The sequence below is a fragment of the Sphingorhabdus sp. SMR4y genome (assembly GCF_002218195.1).
Lineage (GTDB): Bacteria > Pseudomonadota > Alphaproteobacteria > Sphingomonadales > Sphingomonadaceae > Parasphingorhabdus.
In genome coordinates this window covers 1,343,423-1,368,419 of sequence record NZ_CP022336.1, presented here as the reverse complement: position 1 = coordinate 1,368,419, position 24,997 = coordinate 1,343,423, and the positions used below count along the sequence as shown (strand labels likewise).

21 protein-coding genes are annotated in these 24,997 nt (G+C 58.2%); 19 read left to right on the top strand and 2 right to left on the bottom strand.

Translation table 11 applies throughout. From position 1 onward, the window contains the following. The first annotated feature begins 38 nt into the window (after positions 1–38). The 8 genes from dapA (at position 39) to alaS (ending at position 9,775) form a co-directional block, all read left to right on the top strand. Complete coding sequence (gene dapA / locus SPHFLASMR4Y_RS06475) at positions 39–914, top strand: 4-hydroxy-tetrahydrodipicolinate synthase (protein WP_089132827.1); 876 nt, start codon at positions 39–41, stop codon at positions 912–914. Next, positions 914–1,396 carry an SsrA-binding protein SmpB gene (gene smpB / locus SPHFLASMR4Y_RS06470; protein ID WP_089132826.1) on the top strand — a complete coding sequence of 161 codons (483 nt, stop codon included), beginning with the start codon at positions 914–916 and terminating at the stop codon, positions 1,394–1,396. The genes dapA and smpB overlap by 1 nt, the downstream gene beginning before the upstream one ends. Continuing rightward, a complete protein-coding gene (locus SPHFLASMR4Y_RS06465) occupies positions 1,389–2,003 on the top strand; it encodes a DUF2062 domain-containing protein (RefSeq protein WP_260807101.1) in 615 nt (204 codons plus the stop codon). Before smpB ends, SPHFLASMR4Y_RS06465 begins: the two co-directional genes overlap by 8 nt. Then, entirely contained in the window at positions 1,993–4,434 is a 2,442-nt protein-coding gene (locus SPHFLASMR4Y_RS06460; protein ID WP_089132825.1) for a response regulator, read from the top strand. The genes SPHFLASMR4Y_RS06465 and SPHFLASMR4Y_RS06460 overlap by 11 nt, the downstream gene beginning before the upstream one ends. Positions 4,435–4,580: 146 nt before the next feature. Continuing rightward, entirely contained in the window at positions 4,581–5,669 is a 1,089-nt protein-coding gene (gene recA / locus SPHFLASMR4Y_RS06455; protein WP_089132824.1) for a recombinase RecA, read from the top strand. Between the two features lie 297 nt (positions 5,670–5,966). Continuing rightward, the gene (locus SPHFLASMR4Y_RS06450; protein ID WP_089132823.1) at positions 5,967–6,593 is read left to right on the top strand and encodes a glutathione S-transferase family protein; all 627 of its coding nucleotides are present in this window, start codon (positions 5,967–5,969) and stop codon (positions 6,591–6,593) included. Next, positions 6,586–7,071 (top strand): hypothetical protein, encoded by a 486-nt coding sequence (locus SPHFLASMR4Y_RS06445; protein ID WP_089132822.1) that lies wholly within the window; start codon positions 6,586–6,588, stop codon positions 7,069–7,071. Before SPHFLASMR4Y_RS06450 ends, SPHFLASMR4Y_RS06445 begins: the two co-directional genes overlap by 8 nt. Before the next feature lie 55 nt (positions 7,072–7,126). Further along, on the top strand, positions 7,127–9,775 hold the full coding sequence (gene alaS / locus SPHFLASMR4Y_RS06440) for an alanine--tRNA ligase (RefSeq protein WP_089132821.1): 2,649 nt from the start codon (positions 7,127–7,129) through the stop codon (positions 9,773–9,775). Here the strand turns inward: alaS and SPHFLASMR4Y_RS06435 are convergent. Beyond that, on the bottom strand, positions 9,753–11,582 hold the full coding sequence (locus tag SPHFLASMR4Y_RS06435) for a cation:proton antiporter (protein ID WP_089132820.1): 1,830 nt from the start codon (positions 11,580–11,582) through the stop codon (positions 9,753–9,755). The genes alaS and SPHFLASMR4Y_RS06435 overlap by 23 nt on opposite strands. Before the next feature lie 228 nt (positions 11,583–11,810). Beyond that, entirely contained in the window at positions 11,811–13,031 is a 1,221-nt protein-coding gene (locus tag SPHFLASMR4Y_RS06430; protein ID WP_089132819.1) for an NADP-dependent isocitrate dehydrogenase, read from the bottom strand. Between the two features lie 194 nt (positions 13,032–13,225). On the opposite strand from SPHFLASMR4Y_RS06430, the gene SPHFLASMR4Y_RS06425 reads away from it, so the two are divergent. From SPHFLASMR4Y_RS06425 to rseP, 11 genes are all read left to right on the top strand, one after another. Further along, on the top strand, positions 13,226–13,960 hold the full coding sequence (locus SPHFLASMR4Y_RS06425; RefSeq protein WP_089132818.1) for a phosphatidylserine decarboxylase: 735 nt from the start codon (positions 13,226–13,228) through the stop codon (positions 13,958–13,960). Positions 13,961–14,015: 55 nt separating this feature from the next. Continuing rightward, positions 14,016–14,792, top strand: coding sequence for a CDP-alcohol phosphatidyltransferase family protein (locus SPHFLASMR4Y_RS06420; protein WP_260807100.1), 777 nt, complete (start codon positions 14,016–14,018; stop codon positions 14,790–14,792). 373 nt (positions 14,793–15,165) lie between these two features. Continuing rightward, positions 15,166–17,436: a PAS domain S-box protein gene (locus SPHFLASMR4Y_RS06415; RefSeq protein WP_089132817.1), complete on the top strand. Its 2,271-nt coding sequence runs from the start codon at positions 15,166–15,168 to the stop codon at positions 17,434–17,436. A gap of 271 nt (positions 17,437–17,707) precedes the next feature. Then, entirely contained in the window at positions 17,708–18,571 is an 864-nt protein-coding gene (rpsB, locus tag SPHFLASMR4Y_RS06410; protein ID WP_089132816.1) for a 30S ribosomal protein S2, read from the top strand. Positions 18,572–18,681: 110 nt separating this feature from the next. Continuing rightward, a complete protein-coding gene (gene tsf, locus SPHFLASMR4Y_RS06405) occupies positions 18,682–19,605 on the top strand; it encodes a translation elongation factor Ts (RefSeq protein ID WP_089132815.1) in 924 nt (307 codons plus the stop codon). Positions 19,606–19,724: 119 nt separating this feature from the next. Further along, positions 19,725–20,447, top strand: a complete 723-nt coding sequence (pyrH, locus tag SPHFLASMR4Y_RS06400; protein ID WP_089132814.1) for a UMP kinase — start codon at positions 19,725–19,727, stop codon at positions 20,445–20,447. A gap of 17 nt (positions 20,448–20,464) precedes the next feature. After that, complete coding sequence (gene frr, locus SPHFLASMR4Y_RS06395; RefSeq protein WP_089132813.1) at positions 20,465–21,022, top strand: ribosome recycling factor; 558 nt, start codon at positions 20,465–20,467, stop codon at positions 21,020–21,022. Positions 21,023–21,117: 95 nt separating this feature from the next. Continuing rightward, on the top strand, positions 21,118–21,786 hold the full coding sequence (gene uppS / locus SPHFLASMR4Y_RS06390) for a polyprenyl diphosphate synthase (protein ID WP_260807143.1): 669 nt from the start codon (positions 21,118–21,120) through the stop codon (positions 21,784–21,786). 3 nt (positions 21,787–21,789) lie between these two features. Next, positions 21,790–22,593 (top strand): phosphatidate cytidylyltransferase, encoded by an 804-nt coding sequence (locus SPHFLASMR4Y_RS06385; protein ID WP_089132812.1) that lies wholly within the window; start codon positions 21,790–21,792, stop codon positions 22,591–22,593. After that, positions 22,590–23,750 (top strand): 1-deoxy-D-xylulose-5-phosphate reductoisomerase, encoded by a 1,161-nt coding sequence (locus tag SPHFLASMR4Y_RS06380; protein WP_089132811.1) that lies wholly within the window; start codon positions 22,590–22,592, stop codon positions 23,748–23,750. Before SPHFLASMR4Y_RS06385 ends, SPHFLASMR4Y_RS06380 begins: the two co-directional genes overlap by 4 nt. Next, entirely contained in the window at positions 23,747–24,871 is a 1,125-nt protein-coding gene (gene rseP, locus SPHFLASMR4Y_RS06375; RefSeq protein WP_089132810.1) for an RIP metalloprotease RseP, read from the top strand. The genes SPHFLASMR4Y_RS06380 and rseP overlap by 4 nt, the downstream gene beginning before the upstream one ends. Positions 24,872–24,997 lie beyond the last annotated feature (126 nt).

Below are 24,997 nucleotides of genomic sequence, written 5' to 3'. Positions count from 1 at the left end.
CTTTGCCCATTTCCAAGGTAAATATAAAGGATTATTAGATGTTCTCGGGCTCAATACCGGCTCTGGCGACTCCCTTTCGCGACGGATCGTTTGCCGAAGACCAGTTTCGCGCTCTGGTGGACTGGCAGATCGACCAGGGCAGCAGTGCCCTTGTGCCCTGCGGGACAACCGGGGAAGCTTCCACATTGTCCAATGCCGAGCATCACCGGGTGATCGAAATATGCATTGAACAGGCGGCCGGGCGGGTGCCCGTGATCGCCGGCTGCGGGTCCAATGATACGACCAATGCCCTGCTGCATCTGGATTTCTCCAAAAAATGCGGCGCTACAGCCGGTCTGGTGGTCGCGCCTTATTATAACCGGCCCAATCAGGAAGGCATCACCGCGCATTTCACGACGCTGACGCAAAAAACCGATCTGCCGCTGGTGCTTTACAATGTTCCGGCCCGGACGGTGACCGACATCATGCCGGACACGGTTGCGGCCTTGTCGAAGCTTCCCAGCGTGGTGGCGATCAAGGATGCCAGCGGGGATCTCGACCGGGTCACCGCGCATCGCCTGAATTGCGCGGATGATTTCGTCATGCTGTCCGGTGTCGACGAACTGTCGCTGGCGTTCAACGCCGCTGGCGGAGTCGGTTGCATTTCGGTGACCGCGAATGTCGCGCCCAAATTATGCGCCGAATTCCAGGCCGCCTGCGCTGCCGGTGACTATGCCAAGGCGCGCGAGCTCAACGACGTACTCTATCCGCTGCACAAGGCGCTATTCTCCGACGCTTCGCCCGGCCCGATCAAATATGCCATGTCGCGGGTGTTCGACAATTTCTCGACCGAGCTGCGCTTGCCGATGACGCCACCGTCCGAAGCCAGCCGCAAGGCCGTCGACGCTGCTCTGGAAGGGGCTGGGCTGGTCTGATGGCAAAACCGCGTCCGGAAGAATTTGACAAGCAGAAGGTCGTCGCCGAAAATCGGCGGGCGCGCTATGACTATTTTCTGGATGACAAGTTCGAGGCGGGCATCATGCTTACCGGCACGGAAGTGAAATCGCTGCGCTTCGGCTCCGGAACGATCGCCGAAAGTTACGCCGAGGTGAAGGATGACGAAGTCTGGCTGATCAATGCCAATATCCCGGAATGGAGCCATGGCAACCGGCACAATCACACCCCGACGCGGCCGCGCAAGTTGCTGCTCAGCCGGCGCCAGATCAACAAGCTGCACGGCGCGGTCATGCGCAAGGGCATGACGATCGTGCCGCTGTCCATCTATTTCAACAGCAAGGGACGGGCGAAGCTGGAGCTGGCGCTGGCCAAGGGCAAGAAGGCACCGGACAAGCGACAGACCGAGAAGGATCGCGACTGGAAAAGGCAGCAGGGCCGGCTGATGCGCGACCATGGCTGATCCGAGGCCTCATATTCGTGACAAGGATTTTGCCGCTCGTCTGATCATGTATGTGGTCCATTGGTTCCAGCGCAAGATGCCGACCCGAGCGGCAATGGAACGGAACAAATATCTCAAGCCTATTGCCCATCGCTTTTTGCGGTCCGAATTGTGGCGGTTCACCCGTCGTTCGGTCCCGCGCGGCGTTGCCCTCGGAATGCTGGCGGCCTTTCTGGTTCCGGTCGGCCAGATATTCGCTGCGGTCTTTCTGGCGCTGCCGGTGCGCGCCAATGTCCCGATTGCGGCGATCACCACATTCATCACCAATCCGCTGACCTATCCGTTCTGGATTGCCGCGGCCAACCAGACCGGCAAATTTGTCCTGCAATTTGACGCGATGACATCCGGCCAGCCGATCAACACGCATATCCAGAGCGAATTCGGTCAATGGCTGAGCTGGCTGGGGCGCGAAGCGGGCGTGACCGCTTTCGGCTTTTTGCTGTTTGCGATATTTTTTGCGGCGATCGGCTATCTGGTCAGTTCCTTCGGATGGCGCTGGTGGATCGCGCGGAAGCGGAAAGGGCGGCTGACTCAAACCATCGCTGGCGGGACGGGCGATGGCGAGTAAGGCACAGCCCAAGGCCGGATTGCTGAATCCCAGCACGCGCAAGGCGCAAAGCGATGTGCGGATCCGGGCACTGGTGCTGGTGCTGGCGGTTCTGGCCTCGGCGGGACTGCTCTACTGGCAGGTGCAGAATATCACCCTGCTTGTTGCCTTTTTTGCGCTGGTGCTCAGCCTGGCCGGCGTTGCCTATTTCCTGCGCCCGGAGAATGTCGCCGCCGATCAGGACCAGGCGGATCCCGACGACTGGGCGGTTACCCGAATGGTTGCCGATCAGTCGGATATCGGTCTGGCGATTACCGACCGGGCCGGGCGGCTGGTCTGCGCCAACGAGCTTTTTACCAAATGGTTCAATGGCGCGGCGGTTCCCCCCGAATTGCCGTTGCAGGCGGGCGGCAACGAGTTGCTCGCGACGGCCGGACGAGCCGCCTGGCGCGATGGCCGCGGCTATGCCGAGGGGCTGAAGCGCGGGGTTGCGGAATATAGCGCGAAGGTCGTGCGCGCGGGACAGGGTGATGAATATCTGCTCTGGCAGATGATACCGCAAATCCAGGCAGATTTGCTGGACGAGATGATCAGGCTGGTCAGCGGTGGCGGTGGCCGCGCCTTTTCGGAGGTCGGCATATTGGCCAGCGTGATCGGCGGCGAAGGGCGAATCCGGGCGTCCAACCAGGCTTTTGCCCTGCGCGCAACCGGCCGGGTGGATGCCAATATCACCGGCCGCAATTTCATCAATTTCCTGCGGTCCGATGACAGGGGCACGATCTTTTTCGAGCGCGAGGGCCGGCATGGCACGCCGGTGCGCCTTTTTCACGTTCCGCTCGACCGGGAAAAGGAAAAGGGGCCGGCGCTGATCCTGCTGATCGACGATGACGGCGGGATGGTCGAGCGCGGCAAGGCGCTGGAACAGGTCGAATCGATGCTGTCGCTGCTGCCGCTTGGGCTGGCGCTGACCGATCGCGACGGCCGGTTCCTGTTCTTCAACGAGGCCTTTGCCAAGACTGCCGGCATCGGCGAAAAGGAACAGCCGCTCTATCCCGGCGATCTGATGATCCGCGATGACAAGTCGGCGGTTTCCGATGCCGTGCGCCGCTATGCGAGCGGTCCGCCGCTGGCCGGTGACCTGGCGGTGCGGCTGCGCAATGGCGGCGAGGAGCCGGTGGCGCTGGGGATCGCCGGTGTGCGCGGGCTCGGCGAAGCGGCGGTGCTGCTTTCGATCCGCGACAATAGCGAAGAGTCGAAGCTGAAAAGCCAGGTTGCGCAGGCGACCAAGATGCAGGCGGTCGGCCAGCTTGCCGGTGGCGTGGCCCATGATTTCAACAATATTCTGACCGCGATCATCGGCCATTGCGATCTTATGCTGCTGCGCCATGCGCCGGGAGACAGCGATTATGACGACATCCAGCAGGTCAAGAATAACAGCAACCGGGCGGCCGGCCTGACCCGGCAGTTGCTCGCTTTCTCGCGCCAGCAGACGCTGCGGCCGCAAGTGCTGCAACTGCCCGATGTTGTGGCCGATGTCTCCAATCTGCTGAAGCGGCTGCTCGACGAGACGATCGAGCTGGAGGTCCGGCACGGTCGCAATCTCGGTCTGGTGCGCGCCGATCCGGGGCAGCTCGAGCAGGTGATCATCAATCTCGGCGTCAATGCCCGCGACGCGATGCCCAAGGGGGGCAAGATTTCGATTTCCACCCAGGCGGTCGGAGCCTCCGACGTGCAGGCCCTGAAAAGCGATATCCTGCCGGTGGGCGATTATACCGCGCTGATTTTCTCCGATACCGGCAGCGGCATTCCACCGCATGTGATCGGCAAGATTTTCGAGCCGTTTTTCACCACCAAGGCAGTCGGCAAGGGCACCGGTCTCGGCCTGTCGACGGTCTATGGAATCATCAAGCAGTCGGGCGGTTATATATTCGCCGATTCCACACCGGGCGAGGGCACGACCTTCTCGATCTATTTTCCGGTACACAAGCCGACGCAGGACGATCTGGAGCGGGCCACGCTCGAGTCGATGCCGGTCAAGGCGACGGGGACGAAGGAATTGTGGGGCAACGCCCATATATTGCTGGTCGAGGACGAGGATATGGTGCGCGCTGTCGCGGAGCGGGCGCTTGCGCGCCAGGGCTATACGGTGGTGCCGGCTTGCGAGGGCGAGGAAGCCCTGGGGCTGCTCGCGGAGCAGGCGGGTCAGGAGCAGCAGTTCGACCTGATCGTGTCCGACGTGGTGATGCCGAACATGGACGGTCCGACCATGGCAAGGCATGTGCGCAAAAATTATCCGGACCTGCCGATCCTGTTCATGTCGGGCTATGCCGAGGAACAATTGCGCAAGTCCATCGATCTCGACAAGGTCAATTTCCTGCCCAAGCCATTTTCGGTGGCGCAAATCGCGGAAGCGGTCGGGGAAACTTTGGCCGAACATGCCAAGAAGGACTAGAAATCGGCATAATTCTCAAGTTTTTCAATAATTTCACCAGGGCCTGAAAAATATATGTTCTCTTCTTGTTCTTTGAGAACAAATGCGGTACATGATCACAATCATTGATTGATGATGGTTAAGCATTTAGCGAAGGGGACAGGCAAATGGCCGGCAATTTAAAAGTCGTAGAATCGGAAAATCAGTTGAACTCATCAGACAGACAAAAGGCGCTAGACGCCGCATTGGCGCAGATTGATCGCGCTTTCGGCAAGGGCTCGGCGATGAAGCTGGGCCAGCGCAAGGCATTGGAAGTGGAAGCCATTTCCACGGGCAGCCTGGGACTTGATATCGCGCTTGGCATCGGGGGATTGCCTAAAGGACGCGTCATCGAAGTCTACGGACCGGAAAGTTCCGGCAAGACCACGCTGGCCTTGCACGTGATCGCCGAAGCACAGAAAAACGGTGGCACCGCTGCCTTTGTTGACGCAGAACATGCGCTCGACCCGGTCTATGCCAAGGCGCTGGGCGTCAACACCGACGAATTGATCATCTCGCAGCCGGATACCGGCGAGCAGGCGCTGGAAATCACAGATACGCTGGTCCGTTCCAATGCGATTGACATTTTGGTGGTCGATTCGGTTGCCGCTCTGGTGCCGCGCGCGGAAATCGAAGGCGAAATGGGCGATACCCATGTCGGTCTGCAGGCGCGCCTGATGAGTCAGGCGCTGCGCAAGCTGACCGGCTCTATCAGCCGTTCCAAGTGCATGGTCATCTTCATCAACCAGATCCGCATGAAAATCGGCGTGATGTACGGCAATCCGGAAACCACCTCGGGCGGCAATGCGCTGAAATTCTATGCATCGGTCCGGCTGGATATCCGGCGCACCGGCCAGATCAAGGAACGCGACGATATTGTCGGCAACTCGACCCGCGTCAAAGTGGTCAAGAACAAGGTCGCTCCGCCGTTCAAACAGGTTGAATTCGACATCATGTACGGCCAGGGCATTTCCAAGGTTGGCGAGATTATCGATCTCGGCGTGAAAGCCGGTGTGGTCGAAAAATCCGGTGCATGGTTCTCCTATGACTCGGTCCGCATCGGGCAGGGACGTGAGAATTCCAAGCGCTTCCTTCTGGAAAACCCCGAGATGATGGCCAAGCTGGAAAACCAGATTCGCGGCAAGCAGGAAGAAGTGGCCGAGGAAATGATGACCGGCCCGATTGGCAAGGCCGATGACGGCGACGACGGAAAATAGGTGATTATGCCGTCAGACCGGGGGCTGTGGCCGCCAGTCTGACGGGCCTTTTCCCAGCCGGCCCTGTTCCTCTGAAGTCGGCACCAGAATTCACATCTATAAAGTTTTGCCGGATCACTCTCCCCCGAGGCGATCCTTGGCATAGGGTCGTCCTTCTGTCCCCCGACACTGAGGACGGCCCATTTTTCTGCCCGGAATTTGGGCGCCGGCGCGGGTTAAGATTGACATTTGCACGATTAAAACGCTTGCTTGGCATCAGATTTTACCGCTGTCGCGCTCCCTGGAAGGACTCTCGCCATGACCATCGTCGTACATCATCTTGAAAACAGTCGTTCGCAGCGAATTCTCTGGCTGCTCGAAGAACTCGGCCTGCCTTATGAAATCAAGCGCTATGAGCGGAATCCCAAGACCCAGAAGGCACCGGACAGTCTGAAAGCCATTCATCCGCTCGGCAAATCGCCGATGATCGAGGATGACGGAGAGGTTATTATCGAGACTGCCGTGATTGCCGAATATCTGGTCGAGAAGGCCGGTGGCAAGCTGGGCGCTCCTGCCGACAAAAAAGGCGCGCGGCTGTATAACCAGTTTCTCCATTTTGCCGAAGGTTCCATGATGCCGCCGCTTTATGGGCTGTTGGTGGTTGGCCGTCTCGGCCTGCTTGGCCTGCCGGCGCGCAAGCCCGTAGGGCAGATGGTTACCGACCTGCTGGTCTGGCTGGAAAGTGAACTGACGAACCGTGACTATTTCGCCGGCGATCAGTTAACTGCCGCGGATATCATGATGAGCTTCCCGCTTGAAGCGTGTCAATCGCGGGCCGGACTGGACCAGCGTTATCCCAATCTGATGGCCTATCTCGAGCGCATTCATGCACGCCCGCAATATCAGACGGCGCTCGAAAAGGGCGGGCCTTATGCCTATGCTTGATGGTCTTTTCCTGCTGGGGCTCTCCTCGCTCGCCAGTGTCGCCACGGAGCCGCTTCCGGAGCCCCGGGATTTTTTCGATCCAGTCCAGATAGGTTTCGAGCCGGATTGCACCCCTAATGCCGGGTTCCAGAAGATCGTCGAAATGATGGCTGGCGAGCAACCCGACCTTTCGATCTTGCAAACCGTGTCGGGGAATATCGTGCACCATCTTGAACTGGATGAACCGGTCAACTGGCACGGACTCAAACTCTCCGGTTTCCATCTGTATTTCGGGATTGAGCGGGGGCCCTACAACTATTCTCTGATCTTCGCGGACGGATCGGAAGATGTGCGGACAGTCTGGAACCAGCGGGGGTGGAATTTGCCTCCCATCGGTCAGGCGAGGGACATCGAGGGCCTCGAAGGATATGCCTCGATCGGCATCAGCCCTTCGCCGGCAGACGGAGAGGCCACGCGGGTTACCTGCTTGCGGGATTAGCTTTTGATCCATTCTCGGGATTGTCAACGGCAGATCGCTCGCCTAAGTCGATTTCATGCAAACCACCAATGATATAAGACGCTCTTTTCTGGACTATTTCGCGGCCGAAGGTCACGAGATTGTCCCGTCGTCGCCGCTCATTCCGTATAATGACCCGACATTGATGTTCATCAATGCGGGGATGGTCCCGTTCAAGAATATCTTCACCGGTGCGGAGAAGAGCTCTTATGCGACAGCAACGTCCAGCCAGAAATGTGTGCGCGCTGGCGGCAAGCATAATGATCTCGACAATGTCGGCTATACCGCGCGGCATCACACGTTTTTCGAAATGCTCGGGAATTTTTCCTTCGGCGATTATTTCAAGGAACAGGCGATCGTCCACGCCTGGACTCTGGTCACCAAGGTCTGGGGCATATCACCGGACCGGTTGACCGTGACGGTCTTTCATACCGATGATGAGGCTTTCGATCTGTGGAAGAAAATCGCCGGCTTGCCGGACGAGCGGATCATCCGGATTGCGACCAACGACAATTTCTGGTCGATGGGTGATACCGGTCCATGCGGCCCGTGTAGCGAAATCTTCTATGATCACGGCGAGCATATTGCCGGTGGCCCCCCGGGCAGCCCGGACGAGGATGGCGATCGCTTCGTCGAAATCTGGAACCTCGTGTTCATGCAATATGACCAGCGCGGAGAGGGCGACCGCGTTGATCTGCCCAAGCCGTCGATCGATACCGGCATGGGGCTGGAACGTGTGGCTGCCGTCATGCAGGGCGTGCACGACAATTATGACATCGACCTGTTCAAGGCGCTGATCGCGGAATCGGGATCGCTGACCGGCACGGCCACCACAGGTGAAAATCAGGCGAGCCACCGGGTGATCGCTGACCATCTGCGCGCCTCCTCCTTTCTGGTCGCCGATGGCGTGCTGCCGTCCAACGAGGGCCGCGGCTATGTTTTGCGCCGGATTATGCGGCGGGCGATGCGCCATGCCCATCTGCTCGGCGCTGCCGATCCGCTGATGCACCGGATGGTCGGTTCGCTGACCGGTGAAATGGGCAATGCCTTTCCCGAACTGATCCGCGCGCAACCGCTGATCGAGGAAACCTTGCTGCGCGAGGAAACCAATTTCCGGCAGACATTGGCCAATGGCCTGAAGCTGCTCGACGCGGAAATCGTCGATATGGGCGAGGGCGATGTTCTGCCCGGAGCAACCGCGTTCAAGCTCTACGATACCTATGGCTTCCCTTATGATCTGACCGAAGATGCGCTGCGCGCCAAATCGCTGGGCGTCGACCGTGAAGGCTTCGACAAGGCGATGGCCGAGCAGAAGGCCGCCGCACGCGCCGCTTGGAAAGGCTCCGGTGACCAGGCGTCCGACACGGTCTGGTTCGACATTGCCGAGCGCGAAGGCAGCACCGAATTTACCGGCTATACATCCGAGGAAGGCGAGGGCGTTGTTGTCGCTCTGGTCAGGGATGGCGCCGAAATCGAGACGGCCAAGAGCGGTGATACGGTCACCCTGCTGACCAACCAGACGCCATTTTACGGCGAAAGCGGCGGCCAGATGGGCGATGCCGGCGAGATGTCGGGGGATGACGGTTTTGCCGCGAGCGTGACCGACACCAGAAAACCGCTGGGCCGGCTGCACGCCCACCAGATCGAAATTCGTTCGGGCTCGGTGTCGGTCGGTGACAGCATTCATCTGGTCGTCGATAAGGAGCGCCGCACGGCGTTGCGCGCCAATCACAGCGCTACCCACCTGCTGCACAAGGCCTTGCGCCATCACCTTGGTGATCATGTGACGCAAAAGGGCAGCCTGGTCGCGCCCGATCGTCTGCGCTTCGACTTTTCCCATGTCTCGGCGCTGACCGAAGCGGAAATACAGGCCGTGGAAGCGGATGTGAACGCACAGATCCGCGGCAACAGCGCGGTGACCACCCGTCTGATGAGCCCAGATGATGCCGTGGCGGCAGGCGCGCTGGCGCTGTTCGGCGAGAAATATGGCGACGAGGTTCGGGTGCTGTCGATGGGACTGGATGCCGATTGCGATTATTCGGTGGAACTGTGCGGTGGTACCCATGTCCACGCGTTGGGCGATATCGGCCTGATGACCATCATATCGGAATCCGCGGTCGCCAGCGGTGTTCGCAGAATAGAAGCGCTGACCGGCGAGGCGGCAAGGCTGTGGCTGCTGGACCGCGATGCCAAGCTCAAGTCGATTGCCGGCGCGTTGAAAGCGTCACCGGAAGAGGCGGTGGAACGGGTTGCGGCTCTGGTCGATGAACGCAAGAAGCTGGAACGCGAGCTGACCGAGGCGAAGAAAGCGCTGGCGCTGGCCGGTGATGGTGGCGGCGCGAAGGCAGCGGAAACGGAGACGATTGGCGATGTCGCTTTTGCCGGACAGGTCATTCAGGGGCTGAATCCCAAGGAATTGCGGGGCCTCGTCGATCAGGCGAAGCAGAAGCTGTCGAGCGGCGTGAGCGCGCTGGTCGCGGTGAATGATGGCCGGGCAACCGTGGCGGTGGGCGTAACCGATGACCTGACCGATCGCTTCAGCGCGGTCGATCTGGTTCAGGCGGGCGTCGGTGCCGTGGGTGGCAAGGGCGGCGGTGGCCGTCCGGACATGGCGCAGGGCGGCGGCCCTGATGGCGCCAAGGCCGACGATGCGATTGCCGCGATCAGGTCTGTTCTTGCGGGCTGAGGCCGTCGGGCACCAGATCGTCGGCGGTTGCCTGACCGGTGGATGTCGACATGGATTTCAGCTTGGGTTCGTGTTCCAGATCGCCTTCTTCCTGAATCCGCTTGCGGTAGATGTCGCGCAGTTCGTGGATTGAGGCGATGACCGGGCCCATGGCGACGCCGTTTTCAACCAGCACCGCCTCCGACAGTTGCAGCGAGCCCTCCAGCGCTTCGGGCACGGCATTGGTTGCGCCTGCCTGATAAAGCTCGGCGGCATGTTCGATATCCCGCGCCCTTGCGATGATCGGGAGATCCGGTACCCATGCGCGCACCTTCTTGACGATCTGGACCGACAGCACCGGTTCATCCATGGTCAGGACCAGTGCCTTGGCATGGCCAAGCCGTAACCGGTCGAGCATTTCGTTGCGCGAGACATTGCCGAACATGATCGGATAGCCCTCGCGCCGTGCTTTGGCGACCGTGTCGATATTGGTTTCGACGGCGAGATATTTCTGGTCATGGGTGGTCAGCAGGTCGGCGATCAGCTTGCCGACCCGGCCAAATCCGATGATGATGGTTTGCTGGGCCTCAACCGGTTTTTCATCAGCTGTTGCACCACCGTCGCTGCGCATTTCCATGCGGCGGGCCATGTCGTGGCCAAAGCGGGCGAGCAACGGCGTGATGGTCAGACCGATCGCCGTCACGATCTGCCAGAAGGCGGCCGTCTGCGGCTGGATCAGCTGCGCCTGTGTTGCCGCGGCGAGCACGATCAGGGTGGTCTCGGACGGGCTCGACATCAGCACGCCGGCCTCTGTTGCCGTCCCCGGTCGCGCGCCGGCGAAACGCAGCAGGCTGCTGGTGACGATGGCCTTGATCAGCACCACGCCGACGACCGCAATCAGCAGATCCGACCAGTTGGCCATGATCACCCTGATATCGATCTGCATGCCCACGGTGATCAGGAAGACGCCCAGTGCAAGGCCTTTGAAGGGCTGGGTGATGACTTCCACTTCCCCATGATATTCGGTTTCTGCAATCAGCAGGCCGGCGAGCAGGGCACCGACGATCGGGGACAGTCCGGTTGCGGCGGTCGCAAGACTGGCGAGAATGATTACCAGCAAGCTTACCGCGAGGAACAGCTCCGGGCTCTTGGTGCGGGCGGCCTGCGCGAATATGCGCGGCAAAAGCAGGCGGCCCAGCACCAGCATGCCGATAATCACTGCGCCGCCCATGAGCAGCGTGCGCCCGAGATCGTCCCAGCCGCCATCGGCGGTTATTGCCGGGGAGATGGCGCCAAGCAGGAAGATGATCGGCACAATCGCGACATCCTCGAAAAGGAGCATGGCGAGAGCGGCCCGGCCGACCGGGCTTTTGGTGCCGGACATCGGCAGGACCAGGGCGGTCGAGGAGAGGGCGAGGGCCAGGCCGAGGCCAAGCGCGCCGGCCGAATTCTGGCCGAGAAGATAGAGGACGGACCCGATGATCAGGCCGGATGCCAGCAATTCCGCCGCGCCAACGCCAAAGACGAGACGACGCAGGGACCAGAGTCGCTTGAAGGAAAGTTCCAGCCCGATCGAGAAGAGCAATAATATGATGCCCATTTCGGCGAACGGCTCGATAGCCTCGCGATCGTTGATCGTGACAAATTGCAGCCAGCTATACTGGCCCTGCAGCGAGCCCAGTCCGGATGGACCGAGCAATACGCCGACCAGAATGAACCCGATGATCGGTGTTATTCGAAAGCGGGCAAAAGCCGGGATCACGATTCCGGCGGCGCCGAGGATCACGATGGCGTCAATGAAGGCGGGATTTTCGAGTGGACTGTGCATGGTCCGACTCTATACGCGAACAATGCTGTTTGTCAGCAGGTTACATGGCGGAGAGAGAAAATCTCGGATCTTGGCCGTGATATTGTGATTGTCGGCATTGTCGCAGCCTGCTCGCGACTGGCGATGCTGCGAATGGCATGGCCGTCCCGGATTCCCGGGCCGGTCCTTGGTCCGGGATTCGGGCGAGAGAATATTCTCTCGCCCGAAGTGCCGGTTAGTCCGGAACGCTTATTTCCAGTTTTCCATTTCTTTTTCGAGATTGGACCGAACGGCTTCAAAGAACTGTTCCGTGGTCATCCACGACTGATCCGGTCCGATGAGGATCGCGAGATCCTTGGTCATATCGCCATTTTCGACGGTTTGCACGCAGACGCGTTCCAGCGTCTCGGCGAAGCGCGTTACTTCTGGTGTATCGTCAAATTGTCCACGATAGATCAGGCCGCGGGTCCAGGCAAAGATCGAGGCGATCGGGTTGGTTGATGTCGCCTTGCCCTGCTGATGCTGGCGATAGTGTCGGGTCACCGTGCCGTGCGCAGCTTCTGCTTCGACACAGTCGCCGGTCGGTGTCATCAGCACCGAGGTCATCAGGCCGAGCGAACCAAAGCCCTGTGCGACCGTGTCCGACTGGACGTCGCCATCATAGTTTTTGCAGGCCCAGACAAATTTGCCGCTCCATTTCAGGGCCGAGGCAACCATGTCATCGATGAGGCGATGCTCGTAAGTGATCCCGGCCTTGTCGAATTTGGCCTTGAATTCGTCCTGAAAAACTTCTTCGAACAGATCCTTGAAGCGGCCGTCATAGGCTTTCATGATCGTATTCTTGGTCGACAGATAAACAGGCCATTCGCGGTTCAGTCCGTAGTTCATCGACGCGCGGGCAAAATCGCGAATCGAATCGTCCAGATTGTACATGGCCATGGCAATGCCGGGGGACGGGAACTGGAAAACTTCCTCGTCGATCGAATCGCCATTGTCGCCTTCCCAGACCAGACGGAGCTTGCCGGGGCCCGGAACCTTGAAATCGGTCGAGCGATACTGGTCACCAAAGGCATGACGGCCGACCACGATAGGGTCGGTCCAGCCCGGAACAAGCCGCGGGACATTGTCGATGACGATCGGTTCGCGGAAAACGACGCCGCCGAGAATGTTGCGGATCGTGCCGTTTGGCGATTTCCACATCCGCTTGAGGCCGAATTCCTCGACCCGGTCTTCATCCGGAGTGATGGTGGCGCATTTGACGCCGACGCCGTGCTTCTTGATCGCGTTGGCTGCATCGACCGTGATTTTGTCATTGGTGTCGTCGCGAACCTCGATCGACAGGTCATAATAATGCAGATCAATGTCGAGATAAGGTTCAATCAGCCGCTCGCGAATCCACTGCCAGATGATGCGCGTCATTTCATCGCCATCGATTTCGACGACCGGGTTTTTGACCTTAATTTTCGACATATCGTATATTTCTTTCCTGAAACGGGAACAATAGGGAGGAATGATGTTGCCAGCCTCTTAGCAAAGATTGCCATTTGTTCAACCCAGAGTTGCGGGGGGCTGATTTGCTGCGGCGCGGCAAAATCGCGTTATCGAATTTCCATTATATCAACGGGAGTGTTGTCAGAGCAATGGCCCGTCACTAAGTAGCATTCATGGCAATCGAAAAATATTCAAACAAGGGGCTGGGTGAAGCCAAATGGTCTTTCCCGCCGATCCATCCCGAGGGGCGCAAATTTGCTGTCATCGCCGGGGTCATCACCGCCTTTTTCGCGGTCATGGCCTGGGAGACGCTGGCCTGGCCAATGGCCGGTATTACCATCTGGGTATTGGCTTTTTTTCGCGATCCCAAAAGGGTCACGCCGCTTGATGAAAATTATATCGTTTCGCCCGCGGACGGTCTGGTGAACCTGATCATGCCGGTCACGCCGCCGGTTGAACTGCAGGGCGAGGGCGGTCTTGGAAGCGAAGAGCTGATCCGCGTTTCGATTTTCATGAGCGTGTTCGATGTGCATATCAACCGGACCCCGATCGAGGGAACCGTTAGACGCCAGGCCTATATATCCGGAAAGTTTCTGAACGCAGACCTGGATAAGGCCAGCGAGGAAAATGAACGGCAGCATTTCATGGTCGAACGCAATGACGGTCTGAAAGTCGGCTTTACCCAGATAGCGGGACTGGTAGCCCGCCGGATCATGGCCTTTGTCAAGGAAGGCGATTTTGTTGCCGCCGGACAGCGGATCGGCCTGATTCGTTTTGGTAGCCGGGTCGATGTCTATCTGCCCAAGGGAACAGAACCCAATGTCGTGCTGGGACAGCGGGCCATTGCCGGCGAAACCGTTCTAGCCGTGATTGGCCAGACGAAAGAAATCGAAGGCGTCGGCCAATGATTTCCAGACTGGCCTGTCGCCGGATGCTGCAACGCTGATGGCCGGCAAAGGATCGATGAAACGTCCTGAACGCGGCATCCCCCTGCGCGCTTTCGTTCCGAACGCGGTGACAGCTCTGGCGCTGTGCGTCGGGCTCAGCAGCGTTCGCTTTGCCTATCTGGACAATTGGGTGCTGGCAGCAGCGGCGATCGTTCTGGCCGGTATTTTGGACGGTCTCGATGGCCGTGTTGCCCGTTTGCTGAACGCCCAGAGCCGCTTTGGTGCAGAGCTCGACTCGCTTTCCGATGTGATTGCCTTCGGCGTCTCGCCCGCGCTGGTCATGTTCTTGTGGTCGACCCAATATATGCCGCAATTCGGCTGGGTGTTGTCGCTGACCATGGTGGTCGGCTGTGCGCTCAGGTTGGCGCGTTTCAATGCGTTGATCGATGACCAGGATCAGCCGCACAAGTCGGCTGGCTTCCTGACCGGCATTCCGGCACCGGTGGCTGCAGGACTGGCAATGTTGCCGCTCTATCTGTGGATGATTACCGGTGAAGAGTTATTTCGTCACTATGCATTGGTGTCGCCGTGGATAGTGTTGATCGCATTTTTGATGATTTCGAACACGGCAACCTACAGCTGGTCATCGCTACGTTTGCGCAAGAACATCAGGCTGGAAGGGATTGCTGTGGTGGCGCTGGTCGGTGTTGCTCTGATCAACTCGCCGTGGATCATGCTCTCGGCAATAAGTATCGGCTATCTGATATTGATTCCGTTCAGCATCAGAAGCTATTCGAGGGTCAAGCGGCAGCGCGCAGCGGAGCGGGCTGACGCGGGCAATGTCGCGTCATAGGCTGTGGCATCCTGACCGTCCGCTGACGACAGGTCATGTGCTGAATACCGGTTGCCGGATGAGTGCCATCAAGCCCGCCCTGGATAACCTCTGCAATCCGGTCACGATATTGGGCGAACATCATCGCGATAACGGTCGCTGAGCCCAGAAAAGCGAGGACAAAAAAGGTTGAGATGGCGATAGCAAGCATGTGACAATCCCGTTTGTTCTTTCGATGAACCCTTAATGTTCCATATCTGTTCTTCTTGTCAAGCGCTATCTGACAAGATTGCGGAATCCGGCAGGATCACTGGCGTTTCCAACTGCGGGGTTTAAGAAACAGTTGCGGGACCGATAGGAACGTCTTAACTGTTTATTCTTTGGGAACTGCACAATGGACCAATTTTCTCGGCCGCCAGAAAGCTCCGGTTCCTCATTTCCATCGATTCAGGCCAGATTGGCATCCTGTTCCCAGGTCGTAGGAGAGGCCTTTTTTCCGGTCATGGTCAAGGCGCTGGCCGAGGAACTCTCGGCGCGGTGGGTGCTTTTGAGCACGCTCCATGCTGCGGACCGTGGAAAGGCCTGTACCGTGGCGGTGTGGAACAACGGACCGAGCGAGAATTTCGAATATGACCTGAAAGATAGCCCCTGCGAGAATATCGTGGGGCAGGGGGCGTGCTGCTATCCCGAGAATATCGTCGACCTGTTCCCGCGTGACCAGATGCTGAAAGACATGGGCGCGGTGAGCTATGTCGGAACGCCTTTGCGCAGCGCATCGGGAGAGGTTCTCGGTCTGCTCTCCGTCCTCGATGACAAGCCGTTCGAAAATGTTGATCAGGCGTCCGAAGTGGTCGAAGTGTTTTCCGGCCGGGCAGCGGCCGAACTGGAGCGGTTGTCGACCGCTTCGCTCAACGAGCGGCTCGGGCGGGTCGTCGAGGATTCGGTCAGTGAAGTCTATATTTTCGATGCGGACAGCTATCGTTTTGAACTGGTTAACCGGGGAGCCCGCGAAAATCTTGGCTATTCCATGGAGGAACTGCGCCAGTTAACGCCCTGGGATATAAAGCCGCAATTTACCAAGGATGAATTTATCAGGCATGTGCAGCCCTTGCTGACCGGAGAGATTGCCAACCAGAATTTTGAGACCCAGCATCAGCGGAAAGACGGCTCCTGTTATGACGTTGCTGTCCAGCTGCAATATTTCCCCGGTGTCGAGAATCTATTTTATGCCTCGATCAATGACATCACCGATCGCAAGCGTGCAGAAGAGGCGCAGGCCCATCTTGCGGCGATCGTCTCCTGCTCCAGCGAAGCCATCGTCTCCAAGACTTTGGACGGCACGATAAAAAGCTGGAACAGCGGAGCGCAGAAAATCTTTGGCTATTCGGCCGAAGAAATGATCGGGAAATCCATTCGCCTTCTCATTCCCGCCGATCGGCAGCATGAGGAAGAAGAAATTCTCGGGCAGATCAGTCGCGCTGAGCAGGTCAACAATTATGAAACGATCCGATTGACCAAGGACGGGCGGGAAGTGGATGTGTCGGTCACCGTCTCGCCGATCTTCGATTCTGCCGGCACTATCGTCGGGGCGTCGAAAATTGCCCATGATATAAGCGACCGGAAGCTCGCTGAAGCCCGCGAGCAATTGCTTATGGGAGAGGTAAACCACCGGGCGAAAAATATGCTGACACTGGTTCAGGTGATCGCCCGGCAGACAGCGGCAAATGATGCCCAGACCTTTGCGCAGCGTTTTGAGGAACGCATCCTTGCGCTCTCCGCGAGCCATGATGTTCTGGTGAACAGCTATTGGCAGAATGTGCCGCTGGAAGAGCTTGTGAGGTCACAACTGGGGCATTTTCAGGACATTTTCGGTGCGCGGATAAAATTATCCGGCCCGTCGCTCAAGATTACTGCTCCGGCGGCTCAGGCCATCGGCATGGCGCTGCATGAACTGGCTACAAATGCCGCAAAATATGGAGCGCTATCCAATGATGAGGGTGTGGTCGAGATCGGCTGGAAGCTGGAAGGGCAGGAAGTTTCCGAGCAGCGGCTGTTTCTGGACTGGATCGAGCGGGGAGGGCCCGAAGTCAAGAAGCCGGCCCGCAGCGGATTTGGTTCCACGGTGATCGATCAGATCTTGTCCGCCAGCATTGATGGGCAGGTTCGTCTCGACTGGTTGCCCACCGGACTTGTCTGTCACGTGAGCTGTCCGGCCGACAAGATACTCGATAATCTGGACGTATCAAACCAGCGGTCGCGGGCGGCATCGCACACCGGCCAATCATCCCCTTCGGACCGCCGCCGCGTCCTTGTTCTGGAGGATGAGATACTGATCGGAATGGAAGTGTCCGAGATATTGAAGGCCGCCGGATATGAAATTCTGGGCCCGGTAGCCACGGCCGACAGCGCGATTGCGCTGCTGGAAAGCGAAATGTGCGATGCTGCGGTGCTGGATATCAATCTGGGCAAGGAGACGTCAGCGCCCGTTGCCAGATTGCTGTCCGACGCGGGGACGCCGTTTCTTTCTATCTCGGGACGCAACAGGGGGGACCGGCCACCGATATTTGGCGATTCTCCGCATCTCGTCAAACCGATTCAATCGGCGCTGCTCGCCAAGGAGCTTGGGCGGTTGCTCGAACCGGCGGCGAGCAGGAGCCCGGGGTAAATCCATCGATCGCACAGACCGCGCCGCTGGAACGGTCGCAGACGGTTGGTTTCCGCAAGCCCGTCATTGGTCATTACCAGCCGGTCGAGTCCGTGCAGCAAATGGAACAGGTAGCGCGCTGTTGCAAAATATGGTTGCATTTTGCTCCGCATCGCCTTAACGGCACGCTCATTCCACATGGAAAGCACTCATACCGGTGCCGAATAGCGGCCTTTCAGGTCGTTTGAGGTTATCAGCTTTCCAGAGGCATAACCGGATAAGGAGAAATATTATGGCGGCCCCTGTCGTCACCCTACAGCAATTGATTGAAGCCGGAGCGCATTTCGGCCACCAGACCCACCGCTGGAACCCGAAGATGAAACCCTATATCTTCGGCGCTCGCAACAGCGTCCATATTCTTGATCTTTCGCAGAGCGTGCCCTTGTTCGCTCGGGCGCTTGATTTTATCGCCAATGCCGTTTCGGCTGGTGGCAAGGTCCTGTTCGTCGGTACCAAGCGTCAGGCGCAGGAGCCGATCGCTGAAGCAGCGCGCGCAAGCGGCCAGCATTTCGTGAACCATCGCTGGCTCGGCGGCATGCTGACCAACTGGAAAACGATTTCCAACTCGATCCGCCGGATGAAGACTTTGGAAGAACAGCTTGGTGGTGACACCGCTGGCTTCACCAAGAAAGAAGTCCTGCAGATGACGCGCGAACATGCCAAGCTCGAGCTTTCGCTCGGCGGTATTCGCGACATGGGTGGCATTCCCGATGTCATGTTCGTGATCGACGCCAACAAGGAAGAACTCGCCATCAAGGAAGCCAATGTTCTGGGCATTCCGGTTGTCGCGATTCTCGATTCCAATGTTGATCCCAGCAACATCGCCTTCCCGGTTCCCGGCAATGACGATGCGGCACGGGCGATTCGCCTCTACTGCGAATCCATTGCTGCGGCAGCCACCAAGGGCGGCCAGGATGCTTCGGTTGCGGCTGGCGAAGATCTGGGCGCAGCGGTTGCTCCTCCAGTCGAGCAGATTGTTTCGAGCGAAGCCAATGCAAGCGCAATGACTTCCGGTGAAGAAGCTGCGGTTGCCGACATTGCTGAAATCGCGGCAGACGAACCGAAAGCTGACGACAAGGCAGGCGACAAGGCCTGAGCTTGAAGCTTCTTTCTGCGGTCATATATTGACCGTATATAGAATATAGGGGGCGGCATTTTTGTCGCCCCAATTTCACATTTCCCGGTTAAGAAATTGAGGAACGAATAATGGCTATTACAGCAGCAGCAGTGAAAGAACTGCGCGAGCGCACCGGTGCGGGCATGATGGATTGCAAAAAAGCACTGAATGAAACCAATGGTGACGTGGAAGCAGCGGTTGATCTGTTGCGGACCAAAGGCCTTGCAGCGGCTCAGAAGAAGTCGAGCCGCACCGCGGCCGAAGGTCTTGTCGGCGTTGCCGTCGAAGGCACCCGCGGCGTGGCTGTTGAAGTGAACAGCGAAACGGACTTCGTCGCGAAAAACGACCAGTTCCAGGACTTCGTCAGCAATGTGACGCAGGTTGCCCTGACGATGGACAGCGATGATGTAGAAGCTCTGTCTGCTTCGGCCTATCCTGCCGGCGGCACCGTTCAGGAAGTCCTGACCAACAATATCGCCACCATTGGTGAAAACCAGACCATTCGCCGGATGAAAACCGTTGCGGTCTCCAGCGGTCTTGTCGTTCCCTATATCCATAACGCCGTTACCCCCTCGATGGGCAAGATCGGCGTCCTGGTTGCTCTGGAAAGCACCGCTGGCGCGGATGTTCTGGAGCCGCTCGGCAAGCAGATCGCGATGCACATCGCGGCGGCTTTCCCGCTGGCGCTGAACGCTGACGGTCTGGATCAGGACATGCTCGAGCGTGAACGCGCTATTGCGGCTGAAAAAGCTGCTGAATCCGGCAAGCCGGAGAATATCGTCGAGAAAATGGTTGATGGTGCGATGGCGAAATTTGCCAAGGAAAATGCGCTGCTCAGCCAGATTTTCGTGATGGACAACAAGACGCCTGTTGCACAGGTCGTCGAGCAGGCCGGCAAGGATGCCGGTGCTGAAATCAAGCTGACGGAATATGTCCGTTTCCAGCTTGGCGAAGGCATCGAAAAGAAAGAAGATGATTTCGCAGCGGAAGTTGCGGCTGCGGTTGCCGGTTAATCGATCTTCCGATGGAATATTTCAGGCGGTAACGCTTGGCAGCATGGCGCGGACTATCTATGGTCTGCGCCATTGTTGTATTTGGGGCCGGAATTTGATTCCGGCGGGATAGGATTTGCATGAAACGACCGGCGTTCAAGCGCATTTTGCTGAAGCTTTCTGGTGAGGTCCTGATGGGCTCCAGCGAATTCGGAATCGACCCGGAAACGGTCAACCGGATCGCCACCGAAGTGAAATCTGCGAAAGAAGCGGGCTTTGAGCTTTGTCTGGTCGTTGGCGGCGGCAATATCTTCCGCGGGCTGGCGGCGGCAGCAAAGGGCTTTGAGCGGACCAGCGCCGATTATATGGGCATGCTGGCGACGGTGATGAACGCGCTCGCGGTGCAGAATGCGCTTGAACAGATGGGCTGCGATACGCGGGTGCTGTCCGCCATCCCGATGGCGAGCGTGTGCGAGCCCTATATCCGCCGGAAAGCCGTTCGGCATCTGGAAAAAGGCCGGATTGTCATTTTCGCGGCCGGAACCGGAAACCCCTATTTCACCACCGACACCGCCGCCGCGCTGCGGGCCGCCGAGATGGGTTGCGAAGCCCTTTTCAAGGGAACCAGTGTCGATGGTGTCTATAATGCCGATCCGAAGCTTGATCCCGACGCGACACGCTATGACGCATTGAGCTTTGACCAGGTCTTGAGCGATAATCTGAAGGTCATGGATGCCAGTGCCGTGGCGCTGTGCCGGGAAAACAAGATACCGATCGTGGTCTTCTCGATCCGCGAGCAGGGCAATCTCGCAACCGTATTGGGTGGCGGTGGAACCGCAACCATGGTTGGCACAATCCAATAAATCTAGAGGAAACAGCAATGGCAAAATATGACAAAGCCGACCTGCAAAAGAGGATGAACAGTACGCTGGAGGCGCTCAAGCATGATCTGAGCGGTCTGCGTACCGGCCGGGCCAATATCGCGCTGCTGGACACCATAACGGTCGAGGTTTACGGCTCGAAAATGCCGCTCAATCAGGTTTCAACCGTGTCCGTGCCGGAGCCGCGGATGCTGTCGGTCCAGGTGTGGGACAAGGCGAATATCCAGCCGGTGGAAAAAGCCATCCGGTCCGCCGGTCTCGGGCTGAACCCGATGACCGATGGCCCCAATATCAGGCTGCCGATTCCGGATTTGACGGAAGAGCGTCGCAAGGATCTCGCAAAACTGACCGGTCAGTTTGCGGAGAAGGCGCGGATCGCCATTCGCAACGTCCGGCGCGACGGTATGGATGACCTGAAAGCGGACGAGAACAAGAAGGAAATCAGCGAAGACGATCGCAAGCGGCTCGAAACCGAAGTGCAGAAGCTGACCGACGAGATGATTGCTGAGGCCGACAAGCTGGCGGATGCGAAAGAACAGGAAATTCTGACGCAGTGAAGCTCACGCGTTCCAGGAACGGTTCTGCGAGCCCGGCGCAAGCTTCGGCCGGGATATCCGACCCGACATATGGCGCCCGGCACGTTGCGATCATCATGGATGGCAACGGGCGCTGGGCGAAGCGCAAGCATCTGCCGCGCGCTCTTGGTCACAAAAAGGGTGTGGAGGCGGTCCGCAACATCGTCCGCGTAGCCGGAAAAATGGGTGTCGAAGTTATGACGCTCTATGCTTTCTCGTCTGAGAACTGGAACCGGCCGGAAGAGGAAATCAGTGACCTGATGGGACTGCTGCGGCAGTATATCCAGTCGGATATCGATGAATTTGTCGAAAATGGCGTGCGCTTGAAGGTGATCGGCAACTACAAGGCGCTGGATTCCGATATTGTCGCAATGATCGATAATGCGATCCTGAAAACGGCCGGGAATGACAGGATGACACTGGCTGTTGCGCTCAACTATGGTGCGCAGGACGAAATGCGCCGTGCCGTCCAGTATGTCGCGAATCTGGTGAAGCAAGGCGAGCTGGAGCCGGATGCGATCGGTCTCGATCATATTGCAGGGGCGCTCGATACGGCTGATCTGCCACCGCTCGACCTGCTGATCAGGACATCAGGCGAATTGCGCCTGTCCAATTTTCTGCTGTGGCAGGCGGCTTATTCGGAACTATATTTTACGGATACGCTCTGGCCCGATTTCGACAAGGCCGAGTTTGAGAAAGCCTTGCAGTCCTTCGGTGCGCGCGAACGACGCTTTGGTGGGCGCTGAATCATGGCTGATCCCGCTGCCCCGGTGCCCGGCAAGACCAACGAACTGCAAACCCGTGTTATCGTTGGTATTCTCCTGATCGGCGCGGCTCTGCTGGCAGGTTATTTCGGCGGTGTCGCGCTCTGGTTGCTGGCTGTGCTGATGTCACTTGGCATCATGAGCGAGTGGGCAGGGTTGACCGGGCGCTCAGATAAGAGGCGGCTCGCAATGTATGCGCTCTCCGTTCCTCTGGCGATCATGTCTCCCTGGGCTGCGGGGGCTTCGTTTCTGGCGCTCGGCCTGGTCCTGGGGGCGGCGATGTTTGTTGCGGTGTTCGATCGGTCGATCAAGCTTGCTGCGGGCGTTATCTATGCTGGGCTTCCGGCGCTGGCGATCCTCTATTTACGCGGGATTGATGACGGCATTCTTGTGATGCTGTGGACGCTCGCGCTGGTCTGGGCCACGGATATAGGCGCCTATTTCTCGGGTCGCGCGATTGGCGGACCAAAATTGGCACCCCAGTTTAGTCCGAACAAGACCTGGGCCGGCCTGATCGGCGGCGTCCTCCTGACAGCGGCGCTGAGTTTCGTGCTGCATATCCATTGGGGCCTGTCTTTCTATCTCGTGCTGCTCAGCATCCCTCTGGCAGTGCTGGCACAAATGGGCGATCTGTTCGAAAGCTGGCTCAAGCGAAAGGCCGGTGCCAAGGATAGCGGTACGATATTCCCGGGCCATGGCGGTGTGATGGACCGGCTCGACGGCTTGATTCCGGTCGCACCGGTCGTCGCCCTGATCATGCTGCTGGACAGCTGGCCGAGCCTGACATGACCAAACCCATCTCCATATTCGGTGCGACAGGATCGGTAGGCCTGTCGACTCTGGATCTCGTCCGCCAGCATCGCGACCAGTATGAGATCATCGCTCTGACAGCCAACGGAAATGCTGCTCAACTTGCCGCTCTGGCAAAGGAATTCTCTGCCCGGGTCGCGGTGGTGGCAGATGATGCTGCTTATCCCGAACTCAAGCAGTTACTGGCGGGAACGTCGATCGAGGCAGCGAGCGGCCCCGATGCGCTGATTGCGGCGGCGGCACTGGGCGCTGACTGGACGATGGCGGCCATCGTCGGTTGTGCAGGATTGCCGCCAACGCTGGAAGCTCTGCGCTGTGGCAAGACGGTCGCTCTGGCCAACAAGGAAGCGCTGGTTTCGGCAGGCGCGCTGATGATCAACGAGGCCGGGAAGGCCGGTGCGACCCTCCTGCCGGTCGATTCCGAACATAATGCGATATTTCAGGCCTTGCAGGGCGGGCGGATCGATCAGGTCCGCAAGATCACCCTGACCGCCAGCGGCGGACCGTTCCGGACATGGTCTCGCGAGCAGATGGCGAAAGTTACGCCCGAACAGGCAGTCGCCCATCCCAACTGGAACATGGGCGCAAAAATTTCCGTCGACAGCGCCACCATGATGAACAAGGGGCTGGAACTGATCGAGGCCCATCACCTTTTCCCGGTCGGGCTCGACCATATCGACATATTGGTACATCCGCAGTCGGTCATTCATTCGATGGTGGAATATCACGACCGTTCGACCCTGGCTCAGCTCGGGTCTCCGGATATGCGGATACCGATTGCCAGTGCGCTGGCCTGGCCCGACCGGATGACCAGCAATTGCGAACCTCTCAATCTGGCGGAGACAGGACGTCTGGACTTTGAACAGCCCGATGAAGACCGCTTTCCGGCGACCAGAATAGCAAGGGCGGCTATCGTGGCGGGCGGTGCCAAGCCGGCAATGCTCAATGCGGCCAATGAAGTAGCGGTCGCGGCGTTTCTCAACAGAGCGGTTCAGTTTCTGGACATCACAGAGATTGTATCACGGCTGTTAGACAGTTATAGCCCGCCAGACCCGAGCGAATTGGCGGATATTTTTGCGATAGACAAGGAAACCCGCGTTCGGACCGAGCGGCTGGTTGAGGAATTGAAGGTTTGACGGACAATCCCGGTTTTTTGATATATTTATTCTCTTTTCTGATCGTCATTGGCGTGCTCGTTTTTGTGCACGAAATGGGGCATTATCTGGTCGGGCGCTGGTGTGGCGTCAAAGCCGAGACTTTCTCCATCGGATTTGGCAAGGAAATTGCCGGATGGACCGACAAGCGCGGAACCCGCTGGAAAATCGGCATGTTGCCACTGGGTGGCTATGTCCAGTTTGCCGGTGACATGGATCCGGCGGGTACGAAGAGCAAGGAGTGGCTGAGCCTGCCTGCGGCGGAGCGCAACCAGACGTTCCAATCCAAATCTCTGTGGAAGCGCGCCGCAATCGTGTTTGCCGGACCGGCGATCAATTTCATCTTTGCGATCCTCATCATCATGGGCTTTGTCATTGCTTATGGCACCAGTGCAACCCTGCCGGTTGCCAGCGAAATTTCTCCCAATTCCACCGCTGCTGCCATCGGCATGCAACCGGGTGACCGGATCATCTCGGTCGACGGGGAAAAAATCGATCTGTTCGAGGATCTGCGGCAGAAAATGATCATGATCCCGGAAGAGAATGTCGAGATCGTCTATGAACGGGATGGCCAGCAGATTGCCAAGCAGGCCACGATTGGCGTTCATCTGATGACGGATCGCTTCGGCAATGAATATCGGCTTGGCATGCTGGGCATGGCGTCCAGTCAAGTCGAGTGGCGCGAAGTCACGCCGCTCGAGGCACCGGCCGTCGCAGTCGATAAGACAATCGGCATCATCGACCAGATTGTCACCACGCTCGGTCAGGTGATTACCGGCAAGCGTTCGATCAAGGAGCTTGGCGGGCCGCTCAAGATTGCTCAGGTTTCCGGCGAACAGTTCAAGCTGGGTCTGGAAAGTTTCATTCTTTTTGTCGCGCTGATTTCAATTAACTTGGGGTTCATCAACCTGCTGCCAATCCCGATGCTCGATGGAGGGCATTTGATGTTCTATGCATTGGAAGCGGTGAGGAGGAAGCCTGCCAGCCCGAAGGTACAGGAATGGGCCTTCCGGTCCGGCTTTGCCCTGGTCATGGTGTTCATGCTGGTGGTGACATTCAACGATTTAACCTCATTTGGCCTGTTCCGGGCTATCTCTGGCTGATTGGCCATTGATTGACAGGCCGCATTGGGGCAGGGGGTTGGCGAAGTTGATGCCTTGGTGTCAGTTTCATTTTTATTTCGGTTTATGGTGTGAAAGCGAGTTTGTCTGTGAATCATAAAAAGCGGC